The sequence below is a fragment of the Frigoribacterium sp. PhB116 genome, from assembly GCF_004364285.1.
In the GTDB taxonomy this organism is placed as follows: domain Bacteria; phylum Actinomycetota; class Actinomycetes; order Actinomycetales; family Microbacteriaceae; genus Frigoribacterium.
In genome coordinates this window covers 322,799-335,734 of the sequence record NZ_SOBE01000001.1, presented here as the reverse complement: position 1 = coordinate 335,734, position 12,936 = coordinate 322,799, and the positions used below count along the sequence as shown (strand labels likewise).

The following is a 12,936-nucleotide window of genomic DNA, read 5'->3' as shown; positions in this document are numbered from 1 at the left end:
CCCGTGATCGTCAGAGAGCCCCGTGTCCCGTCGCCGTACCGGCGCCTCCTCGAGTCCGTCGCGGTGCGCGAGGACGTCGTCCGCGTCGCCGGCAGCGACACCGCGTGGTGGACGTACGACACGCCGGGCGCCGACGACGACAGCCCGGTCGTGCTCGCGGTGCACGGCTTCCGCGGCGACCACCACGGCCTCGAGCCGGTCGTCGCGCAGCTCACGGGCGTCCGGGTGGTCATGCCCGACCTGCCGGGCTTCGGCGAGTCGACGCCGCTCGAGGGCGAGCACAGCGTCGCCGCCTACGCCGCCTGGCTGACCGCGTTCGCCGCCGCCGTCGGGCTCGACGAGTCGGTCGTGGTGCTCGGGCACTCGTTCGGGTCGATCGTCACCTCCGCCGCCCTCGCGGACGGGCTCCGCGCCTCCCGGCTCGTGCTCGTCAACCCGATCGCCGCGCCGGCGCTGTCCGGTCCGCGCGGCGTCGTGACCCGCCTCGCCGTCTTCTACTACTGGGCCGGGGCCGCGCTGCCCGAGGCCGCCGGGCTGACCGTGCTGCAGGCCGCTCCCGTGGTGCGCTTCACGAGCCTGGCCATGGTCAAGACGCGCGATCGGGGCCTGCGACGCTGGATCCACGACCAGCACGACTCCTACTTCTCGCGCTTCGCGGACCGGCGCGTCGTGCTCGACGCGTTCCGCGCCTCCGTGTCGAGCGACGTCAGCAGCTACGCGGCGCGCGTCGCCGTGCCGACGCTGCTGATCGCGGCCGACCGCGACGACATCACGGCGCTGCCCGCCCAGCACGAGCTGCGAGCGCTGTTCCCCGACGCGCGCCTCACCGTGATCGACGGCGTGGGCCACCTGATCCACTACGAGAAGCCGAAGGAGGCGGCCGCCGCGATCCAGGGGTTCGTCGCGTGAGGATCGCGGTCGACTGCCGCTACGTCCGCACCGGGCGGCACGACGGCATCAGCCGGTTCACCGCCGGGGTCGTCGGTGCCCTCGCCGAGCTCACCCGCGACGACGACGGGATCGAGCTGACGATGGTCGTCTCCGACCTGCGACAGCTCGACAAGCTGCCCGACCTGCCGCACCTGCTCGTCAGCGACCCGACGAGCCCGCGCGAGCCGCTCGTCGCGCTGCAGGTCGCGGCGGCCCGCCCCGACGTGGTGTGGTCGCCCATGCAGACGATGGGCTCGTGGGGGCGCCGTCACCGGCTCGTGCTGACCCTGCACGACCTCATCTACTACACGAACCGGACGCCGCCGCCCGAGTTCGCCCTGCCGCTGCGCCTGCTCTGGCGGCTCTACCACCTCGCCTGGTGGCCGCAGCGGCTGCTCCTCGACCGGGCCGACGCGGTCGTCACCGTCAGCCGGACGACCCGCGACGAGATGACCCGTCACCGCCTCACGCGGCGCCCCGTCACCGTCGTCTCGAACGCGGCCGACCCGGTCGCCGACGCACGCCCCCGCACGGCCCCCGAACACCGCGACCTGGTCTACATGGGGTCGTTCATGCCGTACAAGAACGTGGCCGCGCTCGCCAGGGCGCTGCCCCTGCTCGACGGGCATCGACTGCACCTGATGAGCCGCGTGTCGGAGCGGGAGCGCGCCTCCCTGACGGCCCTCGCCCCTGCGGGCTCGCTGGTGTTCCACGACGGCGCGAGCGACGAGGAGTACCGCGACGTGCTGCTGGGCGCCACCGCGGTGGTGACGGCGAGCCGGGCAGAGGGCTTCGGCATCCCGCTCGTCGAGGGCATGGCCCTCGGCACCCCGGCCGTCGTCAGCGACATCCCGATCTTCCGCGAGATCGGCGGCGACGCGGCCCTGTACTTCGACCCGGAGTCGCCCTCGTCGATCGCGGCGGCGGTGCGCAGGCTCGAGGGGGAGTGGGCGGCACGGTCGGCCGCGTCGGTGCGACAGGCTGCCCGCTTCAGCTGGGCGGCCTCGGCGGAGGTGCTGCTCGAGCTGCTGCGGGCGACCGGCCGTTCACCCCGCCGCCGGGGCAGGCGCAGCGTCCGCGGCTAGTCGGCGGCGGGGCGCTCGAGCGCGTTCTGCCAGTCGAAGGCGAAGGTGCCCGCGCGCTCGGACTCGACCTCGATCGGGTCGTCGAACTCACGGAGAACCAGGGCGCCGTCGAGCAGCTCGAACGAGTGGATCGAGCCGTTGCGGATGGGCGTCCCGAGGTGCAGGACGTCGTCGCCCGCGACGTGCGTCACCACGGCGCGGATGACGGCGCCGTGCGTCGCGACGACGACGCGGCCGGCAGCCCCACCGTCGTCGACGCCGCCGGCCGAGCGCGCGATCTCGACCAGGGCCGGCAGCACCCGGGCCAGGAGCTCACGACGGCCCTCGCGACCCGGGACGGGCGTGCCGGCGGGGAAGCGCAGTTCGACCTCGCTGCCGGTCAGGCCCTCGGCGTCGCCGTAGCGGCGCTCGGCGACGGCCGGGACGAGCTCCGGGGCGGGCAGCCCGAGACGGGCGGCGATGATCGAGCCGGTCTCGGCGGCGCGCGACAGGGGACTCGCGACGACCCGGTCGAACGACCGGCGGGCGAGCAGGTCTCCCGCCTCGGCGGCCTGGGCCCGGCCGAGGTCGTTCAGCGGGATGTCGGTCGCGCCCTGGATGCGGCGGGCGCGGTTCCAGTCGGTCTCGCCGTGGCGGACGAGGTAGAGCAGGGTCATCGTGCTCCTCCGGCAGGGTCTGTCGCCGCCGCGGTGCGAGCCGCCGGCACGAGGCGCTCGGCGAGGGCTGTCAGGGTCTCGGTCGTCCCGGCGTCGATCTTGACGGCAGCCCGCGAGTCGCCCTTGGTCTCGCCGCGGTTGACGATCACGACGGGGAGCCTGCGGCGCGTGGCCTGGTCGAGCAGCCGGATGCCGGAGTTGACGACGAGCGACGACCCCACGACCAGCAACGCCTCGGCGCCGACGACGAGCGACCGGGCCTCGGCGAAGCGCTCGACGGGCACGAACTCGCCGAAGAACACGACGTCCGGCTTCAGCATGCCGCCGCAGACGGTGCACGCGGGGACGACGAAGGCGTCGATGTCGTCGACCTCGACGTCGCCGTCCGGGGCGAGGCGGACGCTCTCGGGCTCGTCGATCCAGGGGTTGTCACCGGCGAGGCGGGCGGCGACGGTGTCGCGGGCGAACGACTGGCCGCAGGTGAGGCAGAGCACGCGGTCGACGGTGCCGTGCAGGTCGACCACGCGCCGAGACCCCGCGCGCTCGTGCAGCGCGTCGACGTTCTGGGTGACGACGCCGTTGACGACCCCGGCGCGCTCGAGCTCGGCGAGGGCCCGGTGCCCGCCGTTGGGCGCGGACGCCCGGAACGTCTTCCAACCGACGTGGCTCCCCGCCCAGTAGCGCTTGCGGTAGCGCTCGCTCGAGAGGAACTGCTGGAAGGTCATGGGGTTGCGCGGGGGCGCCCCGGCACCCCGGTAGTCGGGGATGCCGGAGTCGGTGCTGATGCCGGCGCCGGTGAGCACGGCGACGCGACGGCCGGCCAGGACCTCGACGGCGGCCTCGAGGGCGTCGCCGTCGGCGGCCGAGGAGGCGCGGGCCGACCCGGCGGGGCCGGCTGCGGCCGGCGGCGTGGCCGGGTCAGTCACGGTGGGGCCTCCTTCGGGGCGGTCGACCTCCGGATCGGGTCGACGTCAGCCTAAACGGCGGGGCCTGGCGATTCGTTCCCCGGACGTTAGCCTGGACCTCGTCCCTGCCCCCTCGTCCTCCCGCGTCGCCTCCCGCCTCGTCGCCGACCGGACGTCCTGCCCTGGAGCGCCGTGCGCATCACCCGCATCACCGACCTCGACCGCCCCGACCTCGCGGACTACGCCCGGCTGACCGACGTGGCGCTGCGCCGCGTCTCGGAGCCCGAGGGCGGGCTCTACATCGCCGAGTCGAGCAAGGTGATCGAGCGCGCGCTCCGAGCCGGGCACGTGCCCCGCTCGGTGCTGATGACCGAGCGCTGGCTGGCCGACGTGGAGCCCCTGGTAGCGCACCTCGACGGCGAGATCTTCGTCGGCGACGCGGCCCTGCTCGAGACGCTCACCGGCTACCACCTCCACCGGGGCGCCCTGGCGGCGATGCACCGTCCCGAGCTGCCCGGCGTCGAGTCGCTCCTCGAGGGCGCGCGACGCGTGGTCGTGCTGGAGGACATCGTCGACCACACGAACGTGGGCGCCATCTTCCGGGCGGTCGCCGGGCTCGGCGCGGACGCCGTGCTCGTCACTCCCCGGTGCGCCGACCCGCTGTACCGGCGCAGCGTGCGCGTCAGCATGGGCACCGTGCTCCAGGTGCCGTGGACGCGCCTCCCGGAGTGGCCCCGGGGCGCCGACCTGCTCCGCGACGCGGGCTTCGAGGTCGCGGCCCTCGCCCTCGCCGACGACGCCGTGCCCCTCGACGAGTACGCCGCCTCCGCCCCCGAGCGCGTCGCCCTGCTGCTCGGCACCGAGGGGGACGGCCTGAGCCGGGACGCCCTCCGCGCCGCCGACCGGGTGGTGACGATCCCGATGCTGCACGGCGTCGACAGCCTCAACGTCGCCGCCGCCTCCGCCGTGGCCCTGTGGGCGCTGCGGGTGCCGTCCGTGGCCGGCGAGGCGACGTCCGACGCCGGGGGAGCGTCGCCCTCGTGACGCGTCGCGCCGTCCTGGGACGTCGTCGGGCCGCCGTGGCCGCCGTCGTGGTGCTCGTGCTCGCCGTGGGCACGTACCTGCCCCTCACCCTGCTCGGCCCGCTGGCGCCTGCGGCGGCAGCCGCGTCGACCTGGGAGGCGCCGGCCCAGCCGGGCGCACAGCTCGCGTTCCCGGCGTACGGGGCCACGGCCGTCGAGGCCCTCGGCTTCGACGAGAGCCTGACGACGAGCGGCGACGCGCAGCCCCGGCCCATCGCGAGCATCAGCAAGGTGGTGACCGCCCTCGTCGTCCTCGACGCGAAGCCCCTGGACGGGGGCGACGGGCCGTCGATCACCCTCTCGGCCGCCGACGCCGCCCTCTACGACACGTACCGCGCCGTCGACGGGAAGGTCGTCCCCATGACGGCCGGCTCCGTCCTCACCGAACGGCAGCTGCTCGAGGTGACCCTGATCGAGTCGGCGAACAACTACGCGACCGCGCTGGCGCGCTGGGCATTCGGGTCGGACGTCGCCTTCGTCTCGGCGGCGGCCGCGTGGCTGGCCGAGAACGACCTCGCCGCGACGACCGTCGTCGAGCCGACGGGGCTCTCGCCGCAGAACACGAGCACGGCGACCGACCTCGTGGCCCTCGGCGCGCTCGCCCTCGCCGACCCCGACGTCGCGGCCATCGTCGGCACCGACGAGACGACGATCCCCGGCGTGGGCGTCATCGACAACTCGAACGAGCTGCTCGGCCTCGACGGCGTCAAGGGGATCAAGACCGGCACGCTCGACGAGGCCGGCGCCTGCCTGCTCTTCGCGGCCGACTTCACGGTGGCCGACCGGACCGTGACGGTGGTCGGCGTCATGCTGGGCGGCGTCGACCACGACGCGCTCGACGCCGACGTGCAGCGCCTGCTGCAGAGCGTGACGGGCAAGTTCCAGACCATCACGCTGACGAGCCGGGACGACGTCTGGGCCCGCTACGACCTGCCGTGGGGTGCGTCGGCCCAGGCGGTGGCGGCCGAGGACGCCGACCTGCTCGTCTGGGGCGACAAGACGGTCACCTCCGCCCTGCAGACCGACGAGGTCGGACCGGACGCCGCCGGGGACGAGGTGGGCACCGTCCGCTTCGACGTCGGCGGCGAGGAGGTCGACGTGCCGCTGGTGCTCGACGCGACGATCCCGGAGCCCGGCGCGTGGTGGCGGCTGACGCACCCGCAGGAGGTCCTCGGCGGACGCGGCTGACGCCTCCTCGTCGGGACCACGCGCCCGGCCGCGACCGCGCCCGCCGCTACGACGGCGGCTGCTCGTCGCGGTAGATGACCGTCACCGCGTCGGGCCGCTTCGCCTGGCGGCCGTCGCCTGAGGACTGGTGCCGGAGGCGGCGGACGACCCAGGGCACCAGGTACTCACGCGCCCAGCCCATGTCCTCCGAGCGCGCCTGGCGCCACGGACGGCGCTCGAGCGGCTCGGGCCGCCAGGGCTCGAGGTCGTTCTCGACGGCGAGGGCGCCGAGCACGGCCCGGGCGATCGTGTGGTGGCCGAGCGGGCTGAAGTGCAGCCGGTCGGGCGCCCACATGCGGGAGTCGGACAGCTGGCGGAGCGCCCACATGTCGGCGACCACGGCGTCGTGCTTCAGCGCGATCGCGTGGACGTGCTCGTTGTAGATGGCGACCTTGCCGCGGAGCCGCCCGAGGACCGGGGTCAGCCCGATGTCCGGGCCGGTGAAGACGACCACCGTCGCGCCCTGGGAGCCCAGCTTCTCGACGAGTGCGTCGAAGCCGGCGGCGACCTGGTCGGGGTCGGTCCCGGGGCGGATGATGTCGTTGCCGCCGGCCGAGACGGAGATCAGGTCGGGCCGGAGCGACAGGGCGGCGTCGGCCTGCTCGTCGGCGATCTGCGCCAGCAGGCGCCCCCGCACCGCCAGGTTGGCGTAGGCGAAGTCGTCCGCCGACGAGCCGAGGACCTCGGCGACGCGGTCGGCCCAGCCGCGGTGGCCGCCGGGAGCGCGCTCCTCCGGGTCGCCGATCCCCTCCGTGAACGAGTCGCCGATCGCGACGTAGCGGGACCAGGGGTGCAGCTGAGTCATGGCCTCCACGTTACCGCCGGGTGCCGACGTGGCTACCCTCGGGGCATGACCGACGGCGCCCGACCAGCCACCGCCTCCTCGTGGTCGCCCTCGGCGCTGCTGCCGGACGACCTGCTCGCGCGGTTCCGCGCCCGTGCCGGCGGTCACGACCGGGACGGCTCGTTCCCGCACGACGACGTCGCCGAGCTCCGCGAGCGGGGCTACCTGACCGTCTTCGTGCCCGAGGACGAAGGAGGCGCGGGCCTGGGACTCGAGCAGGTCGCGGCCCTGCAGTCCCGCCTTGCGGCCGCCGCCCCCGCCACGGCCCTCGCGGTCGGGATGCACCTCGTGTGGACGGGCTGCGCCGCCGTGCTGCGCGCCCGGGGCGACCGGTCGCTCGACCTCGTGCTCGCGGACGCCGCGGCGGGGGAGGTGTTCGCCTTCGGGGTGAGCGAGCCGGGGAACGACCTCGTCCTGTTCGACTCGGTCACCCGCGCCGAGCCGACGGTCGACGGCGGCTGGCGCTTCACCGGCACGAAGACGGCGACCTCGCTCTCGCCGGTCTGGACCCGGCTGGGCGTCTTCGGCCGTGACGACACGGACCCCGCGGCGCCGGTGCTCGTGCACGGGTTCGTGCACCGCGACCAGCCGGGCTGGACCTCGCTCGGCGACTGGGACACCATCGGCATGCGGGCGACCGAGAGCCACAGCACCCGACTCGACGGCGTCGAGGTGCCGGCCTCGCGCATCGTCCGGCAGCTGCCGGTCGGGCCGAGCGCCGACCCGCTCGTGTTCGGGATCTTCGCCGTCTTCGAGACCCTCGTCGCCGCCGTCTACCGCGGGATCGCCCGGCGGGCCGTAGAGCTCGCCGTCGAGTCCGCGTCCGGTCGGACCTCGCGCCGGACGGGCGAGTCGCTCGCCCTCGACCCGATCGTCCGCTGGCGGGTCGCCGACGCCCGCCTGGTGCTCGACGGCCTCGAGCCGCAGGTCGACTCGCTGGCCCGTGACGTCGACCGGCTCGTCGACCACGGCGCCGACTGGTCGCCGCTCCTCGTCGGTCTCAAGACCCGCGTGACCGAGGCGGCGCGGGCCGTCGTCGACCAGGCCGTGGCGGTCGCCGGAGGCGGGTCGTACCGGGCGTCGTCGGAGCTCGGGCGGCTGCAGCGCGACGTGCTCGCCGGGCGGTTCCACCCGTCGAGCACCGACTCGGCGCACGCGACGATCGCGGCGCGCCTGCTCGGGCCGGCGGAGGAGTAGCCGCGGCGCAGGCGCCCGCGGCCCGTGCCGGTCGGCGATGTCGGCGGTCCGTGTGAGGATCGCCGGGTGAGCAAACAGGACGGCAGCGGGCGACTCGTCACCGCGGACCCCACCGACGACGTGTCGGCGCCCATCCTGCACGTCGACATGGACGCGTTCTTCGCCTCGGTCGAGCTGCTCGACCGCCCCGACCTCGTCGGCAAGCCGGTCGTCATCGGCCACCGGTCCGACCGCTCGGTCGTCACGGCGGCGACCTACGAGGCGCGCAAGTTCGGCGTCAACTCGGCGATGCCGATGGCGATCGCGCTCCGGCGGTGCCCGCAGGCGATCGTGCTCGAGCCGCACGGCGAGAAGTACCGGCACTGGTCGTCGGTCGTGATGTCGATGTTCGACGACGTGACTCCGCTCGTCGAGCGCCTCGGCATCGACGAGGCGTTCCTCGACGTGTCCGGGGCGATCCGGCTGATGGGCCCGCCGTGGCGGATCGCGACCGAGCTGCGGCGCCGCGTGCACGCCGAGACGGGGCTGCGCTGCAGCATCGGGGCAGCGTCCACGAAGTTCGTCGCGAAGCTGGCCTCCAGCGTCTCCAAGCCCGACGGCCTGCTCGTCGTCCCGCACGACCGCACGATCGAGTTCCTCCACCCGCGGCCGATCAGCGCCCTCTGGGGCGTGGGCGGCAAGACGGAGGAGGTCCTCACGAACCTCGGGCTGCGCACGGTCGGCGACGTCGCCACGGCCTCGCTCGACACCCTCGTCCGCGCGGTCGGCCCGGCCGCGGGCGCGAAGCTGCACGACCTGGCCTGGGCACGCGACCCGCGCCGGGTGCACACGGAGACGGTCGAGAAGAGCGTCGGACATGAGATGACCTTCTCGACCGACGTCGTCGACCCCGACGTCATCCGACGCGAGCTGCTGCGGCTCAGCGACAAGGTCGGGGCACGGCTCCGCGCGGCGGGCCTCAGCGGCCGCACCGTGGTGCTCAAGCTGCGCACGACCGACTTCGTCACGATCACGCGGTCGCGCACCCTCGCGGACCCGACCGACCTCGGACGCCGCATCTACGACGAGGTGCGCTCGGTCTACGAGGCGACGGACAAGCAGCACGAGCGCATCCGGCTCGTCGGCGTGCGCGTGGAGCAGCTGGGCACGGGCGACGACGGCGGTCTCTCGCTCGGCCTGTGGGACGACGACGCCGAGTGGCGCGAGGCCGAGTCGACGATGGACGCCCTGCGGGCCCGCTTCGGGGCGGCCGCACCGACCCCGGCGTCGCTGCTGCACGGCGGCGGCGACGACTCCCGACGACGATCGCGACACGACCGCGGCCAGCCCGGCGACGGCCAGCTCGGTCGTCACCGACCGGGCGCCGACGGCAGGTAAGATCGGTCCAAGTGAGCACAGCGAACGAGCACGACCCGGCCGGGGGCGACCAGTCCGGCCCCGGCGTACCGGTCGGCGTCGACGACCAGCTCGACCTGGGCGAGGTCGGTGCCACGGCGGGCAACTCGGCTGCCGAGCACCTCTCGCCGGCGTTCCCCGAGCGAGCCGCCTGGGGCACGGCGAGCAAGCTGCGCGCCTGGCAGGCGGAGGCCCTCGAACAGTACTTCGCGACGTCCCCCCAGGACTTCCTGGCCGCGGCCACGCCGGGCGCCGGCAAGACGACGTTCGCGCTGCGGCTCGCCACCGAGCTGCTCTCGCGCGGCGAGGTCGACAGGGTCGTGGTCGTCGCCCCCACCGAGCACCTGAAGCGACAGTGGGCGGACGCGGCCGACCGCGTGAACCTGCGGCTCGACCCGATGTTCAAGAACGCCGACGTCTCGTTCGGCCGGCACTACCACGGGGTCGCCGTCACCTACGCCCAGGTCGGCATGAACCCGAAGGTGCACGCCGACCTGACGGCTGCCGGCCGCACGCTCGTCATCCTCGACGAGGTCCACCACGGCGGTGACGCGCTCAGCTGGGGCGACGGCATCCGCGAGGCCTACGGCCGGGCCGCCCGCCGGCTCTCGCTCACGGGGACGCCGTTCCGCTCGGACACGGCCCCGATCCCCTTCGTCACCTATGCCCCCGACGAGCAGGGCATCCGCACCTCCCGGTCCGACTACTCGTACGGGTACGGGCGCGCACTGGCCGACGGCGTCGTGCGTCCGGTGCTGTTCATGGCCTACGCCGGGCAGATGCGCTGGCGCACCCGCATGGGCGACGAGATGAGCGCGACCCTCGGCGAGGCGGTCACCAAGGACATCACGGCCCAGGCCTGGCGCACGGCCCTGTCGCCGCAGGGCGACTGGATCCCCGCCGTCCTGTCGGCGGCCGACACCCGCCTGACCGAGGTCCGTCGCGGGGTCCCCGACGCCGGGGGGCTCGTCATCGCCACCGACCACACGGCGGCCCGGCAGTACGCCGCCGTGCTGCAGAAGCTGACGGGGGAGCGACCGACGGTCGTCCTGTCGGACGAGAAGGCCGCCTCCGACCGGATCCAGGCCTTCTCGGACGGCGACAGCCGCTGGATGGTCGCGGTGCGGATGGTGTCCGAGGGCGTCGACGTGCCGCGCCTCGCCGTCGGCGTGTACGCCACCTCCGCCTCCACGCCCCTGTTCTTCGCGCAGGCCGTGGGGCGCTTCGTGCGCGCGAGGCGCCGGGGCGAGACCGCCTCGATCTTCCTCCCGAGCGTGCCCAGCCTGATGGCCCTCGCGGGGCAGCTCGAACTCGAGCGCGACCACGCGCTCGACCGGCCGGAGAACGCCGACGACGGCATATTCGCGCCGGAGGAGGACATGATGGCGGCCGCGAACCGCGAGGAGAAGGCGTCGAGCCTGCTCGACCAGCAGCCCTTCGAGGCGCTCGACTCGCAGGCGTCGTTCGACCGCGTCCTCTTCGACGGCGGCGAGTTCGGCACCGGCGGCGAGATCGGCAGCCTCGAGGAGCTCGACTTCATCGGCATCCCGGGTCTGCTCGAGCCCGACCAGGTGCGCGACCTGCTGCGTCAGCGCCAGGCCAAGCAGGCCACCCGGTCCCGAAAGACCGGCATGCCGACGGTGGCCGCCCCCGTCGCCGACGCGCGCCCGCTCTACCAGACGATCAAGGAACAGCGACAAGAGCTCAGCCGACTGGTGTCGATCTGGTCGAGGGTGTCGAACGAGCCGCACGGGATCATCCACGCCGACCTGCGGCGGGTCAGCGGCGGCCCCTCCGTTGCCCAGGCGAGCACTGAGCAGATCCAGAAGCGCATCGACGTGCTGCGGGGCCGGATCGGCAACCGCACCTAGGCGCCGCGCCTAGCCTGAGACAGGTGCAGACCTTCCTCCCGTACCCCGACTTCGTCGAGAGCGCCCGGGTGCTCGACCAGGCCAGGCTCGGCAAGCAGCGCGTCGAGGCCCTCCAGGTGCTCCGGGCCGTCACGCTTCCCGGCTACGGGTGGCAGTCCCACCCCGCGATCGCGATGTGGCGCGGCCACCGCACCGCGCTGACGGCCTACGCCCTCGCGATCACCGACGAGTGGATCGCCCAGGGACACGCCGACACGGTGCGGCCGCAGGTTCTCGAGTTCGCCCCCGCGCTCGACGACGCCGGGCTCGGCGACGACCCCGACCCCGACGCCGGGCACGCGTCGGCGTCGGCCCTGGTCGCCGCGGACCTGCCGAGTTGGCTCGGCGACGATGCCGTGCACCGCAGCCACCGGTCGAAGCTCGTGCAGAAGGAACCCGAGTGGTACCGCGGCAGGTTCCCGGACGTGCCGGACGACCTCGACTACGTCTGGCCGGGCGCCGATGCCGGGATGCTCCCGCCCACGGACGACGCGGCGCTCTCCGCGACCCGGCGTGCCTGGGTGGTGCGCCCCGGGGACGCACGGACCGGTGACGACTGGCGACGGGCGGGCGTCGTCACGATCTCCGAGTCGTCGCCCCGGGGCCGGACGACGGCCGCGTGGGCCGCGCAGCGCGAGGCCTTCGCCCAGCTCTCCGAGGGGGAGCTCGTGGCGGTGCCGGACGCCGAACAGGGACGGTTCTCGCTCGGCCGACTCGTCGGCGACGCCGTGTCGGCCCAGGACGACGACCGCGCGCCCGTGCTGCTCCGCCGGGTGGAGTGGGAGGACCAGGAGGTGCGGCGGCGGGACCTGCCCGACCCGGCCCTCGCGCAGGACACGCGCAGCCTGTTCCCCCTCGCACTCGCCTGACCGTCCGATCGGCCTCCAGAACTGACGGCCCGGCCGCCTGTCGGCCTGGCCACGGGGACCGGTGACCGTCGCGACGGTCCCGGTACGATCGGGACATGCTCGACCGTGCCTCCGATGACCGCTGGTTCGTCCGCCGGACGCCGGACGGCGCGGTCATGGCGGTCGTGGAGGCCTTCGGCACCGGCTGGCGGCTGCGTCGCTGGTCGTTCGTCGAGTCCGAGCAGGAGGCCCTCGGGGTCTACACGTCGGCTGAGCTCGCCGAGACCGCCTGGTGGCGCCATCTCGACCGGGGACGGGGTCAGCGCACGGCGAGCACCTCGGAGAACCGCAGGCGGCTCGGCGAGGACTGAGGGCGTGGGCACCTGTCGCGGTCGGTCGCCGTCACCGAGCGGGTGTCGGCGGGAGCCACGACGCCGTCGGACGTGCAGGTGAGGACCGCCCGGACGGCGTAGCGGCGAGCCTCGGAGAGACCGCTGAGCGCGTCTCGCCACGCCACGTCGGACGCCGAGTCGACCGCAGGCCCGGGACGCTCGAGCACGAAGACGACGGCGGAGACCCCGAACTCGCTCGCGACCTCGTCCAGGGCGTCGCCCCAGCGCTCGACCGCGAGACGGTCCGGACGCTCGGGGATGCCCTCGAGAGGCACCACCATGGGCAGCTGGACCTGGTCGGCGTCGAGGAACAGCGTCCAGAGCTGCCGACGCACGGCGACCGGCACCAGGCTCTCGACCCGGGCGAGCAGCTCGTCGTCGGTGACGACGGGCCGGTGCGGGTCGGCGGCGGGCGAGGACGGGGAGGCAGGGGTGACGGTCATGGGACCAGCGTCGTCTCCCGGC

The 12,936-nt window shown here is 74.4% G+C and carries 13 protein-coding genes; 9 read left to right on the top strand and 4 right to left on the bottom strand.

The features are described from left to right. The first annotated feature begins 3 nt into the window (after positions 1–3). Together EDF20_RS01505 and EDF20_RS01500 are read left to right on the top strand one after the other, a co-directional pair. Entirely contained in the window at positions 4–909 is a 906-nt protein-coding gene (locus tag EDF20_RS01505; RefSeq protein ID WP_243833332.1) for an alpha/beta hydrolase, read from the top strand. Further along, on the top strand, positions 906–2,015 hold the full coding sequence (locus EDF20_RS01500; RefSeq protein ID WP_133737514.1) for a glycosyltransferase family 1 protein: 1,110 nt from the start codon (positions 906–908) through the stop codon (positions 2,013–2,015). The genes EDF20_RS01505 and EDF20_RS01500 overlap by 4 nt, the downstream gene beginning before the upstream one ends. Here the strand turns inward: EDF20_RS01500 and EDF20_RS01495 are convergent. After that, positions 2,012–2,671, bottom strand: a complete 660-nt coding sequence (locus tag EDF20_RS01495) for a histidine phosphatase family protein (RefSeq protein WP_133737513.1) — start codon at positions 2,669–2,671, stop codon at positions 2,012–2,014. The two genes, EDF20_RS01500 and EDF20_RS01495, sit on opposite strands and share 4 nt — an antisense overlap. Continuing rightward, positions 2,668–3,597: an NAD-dependent protein deacetylase gene (locus EDF20_RS01490; protein ID WP_133737512.1), complete on the bottom strand. Its 930-nt coding sequence runs from the start codon at positions 3,595–3,597 to the stop codon at positions 2,668–2,670. The genes EDF20_RS01495 and EDF20_RS01490 overlap by 4 nt, the downstream gene beginning before the upstream one ends. A 171-nt stretch (positions 3,598–3,768) precedes the next feature. On the opposite strand from EDF20_RS01490, the gene EDF20_RS01485 reads away from it, so the two are divergent. Then, the gene (locus EDF20_RS01485; RefSeq protein WP_133737511.1) at positions 3,769–4,620 is read left to right on the top strand and encodes an RNA methyltransferase; all 852 of its coding nucleotides are present in this window, start codon (positions 3,769–3,771) and stop codon (positions 4,618–4,620) included. Next, complete coding sequence (locus tag EDF20_RS01480) at positions 4,617–5,846, top strand: D-alanyl-D-alanine carboxypeptidase (RefSeq protein ID WP_166644739.1); 1,230 nt, start codon at positions 4,617–4,619, stop codon at positions 5,844–5,846. Before EDF20_RS01485 ends, EDF20_RS01480 begins: the two co-directional genes overlap by 4 nt. A 46-nt stretch (positions 5,847–5,892) precedes the next feature. Here the strand turns inward: EDF20_RS01480 and EDF20_RS01475 are convergent, their stop codons facing one another. Next, positions 5,893–6,690: an SGNH/GDSL hydrolase family protein gene (locus tag EDF20_RS01475; protein WP_123545760.1), complete on the bottom strand. Its 798-nt coding sequence runs from the start codon at positions 6,688–6,690 to the stop codon at positions 5,893–5,895. Between the two features lie 45 nt (positions 6,691–6,735). Between EDF20_RS01475 and EDF20_RS01470 the strand changes: the two genes are divergently transcribed. The 5 genes from EDF20_RS01470 (at position 6,736) to EDF20_RS01450 (ending at position 12,450) form a co-directional block, all read left to right on the top strand. Next, positions 6,736–7,926 (top strand): acyl-CoA dehydrogenase family protein, encoded by a 1,191-nt coding sequence (locus EDF20_RS01470; RefSeq protein ID WP_123545758.1) that lies wholly within the window; start codon positions 6,736–6,738, stop codon positions 7,924–7,926. 66 nt (positions 7,927–7,992) lie between these two features. Further along, complete coding sequence (dinB, locus tag EDF20_RS01465; RefSeq protein WP_133737509.1) at positions 7,993–9,303, top strand: DNA polymerase IV; 1,311 nt, start codon at positions 7,993–7,995, stop codon at positions 9,301–9,303. A 95-nt stretch (positions 9,304–9,398) separates the two neighbouring features. Continuing rightward, positions 9,399–11,192, top strand: coding sequence for a DEAD/DEAH box helicase (locus tag EDF20_RS01460; RefSeq protein WP_123547213.1), 1,794 nt, complete (start codon positions 9,399–9,401; stop codon positions 11,190–11,192). 23 nt (positions 11,193–11,215) lie between these two features. Next, on the top strand, positions 11,216–12,100 hold the full coding sequence (locus EDF20_RS15855) for an MSMEG_6728 family protein (RefSeq protein ID WP_199732299.1): 885 nt from the start codon (positions 11,216–11,218) through the stop codon (positions 12,098–12,100). Between the two features lie 95 nt (positions 12,101–12,195). Next, on the top strand, positions 12,196–12,450 hold the full coding sequence (locus tag EDF20_RS01450; RefSeq protein ID WP_123545754.1) for a hypothetical protein: 255 nt from the start codon (positions 12,196–12,198) through the stop codon (positions 12,448–12,450). Here EDF20_RS01450 and EDF20_RS01445 read toward each other — a convergent pair. Continuing rightward, positions 12,399–12,914 carry a hypothetical protein gene (locus EDF20_RS01445; protein ID WP_133737508.1) on the bottom strand — a complete coding sequence of 172 codons (516 nt, stop codon included), beginning with the start codon at positions 12,912–12,914 and terminating at the stop codon, positions 12,399–12,401. The genes EDF20_RS01450 and EDF20_RS01445 overlap by 52 nt on opposite strands. Between the last annotated feature and the right edge of the window lie 22 nt (positions 12,915–12,936).

Excerpts from the sequence above, each read along its gene's own strand:
- EDF20_RS01495 (WP_133737513.1), bottom strand. The coding sequence starts at position 2,671 with ATGACCCTGCTCTACCTCGTCCGCCACGGCGAGACCGACTGGAACCGC.
- EDF20_RS01475 (WP_123545760.1), bottom strand. The coding sequence starts at position 6,690 with ATGACTCAGCTGCACCCCTGGTCCCGCTACGTCGCGATCGGCGACTCG.
- EDF20_RS01470 (WP_123545758.1), top strand. The coding sequence starts at position 6,736 with ATGACCGACGGCGCCCGACCAGCCACCGCCTCCTCGTGGTCGCCCTCG.
- EDF20_RS01450 (WP_123545754.1), top strand. The coding sequence starts at position 12,196 with ATGCTCGACCGTGCCTCCGATGACCGCTGGTTCGTCCGCCGGACGCCG.
- EDF20_RS01445 (WP_133737508.1), bottom strand. The coding sequence starts at position 12,914 with ATGACCGTCACCCCTGCCTCCCCGTCCTCGCCCGCCGCCGACCCGCAC.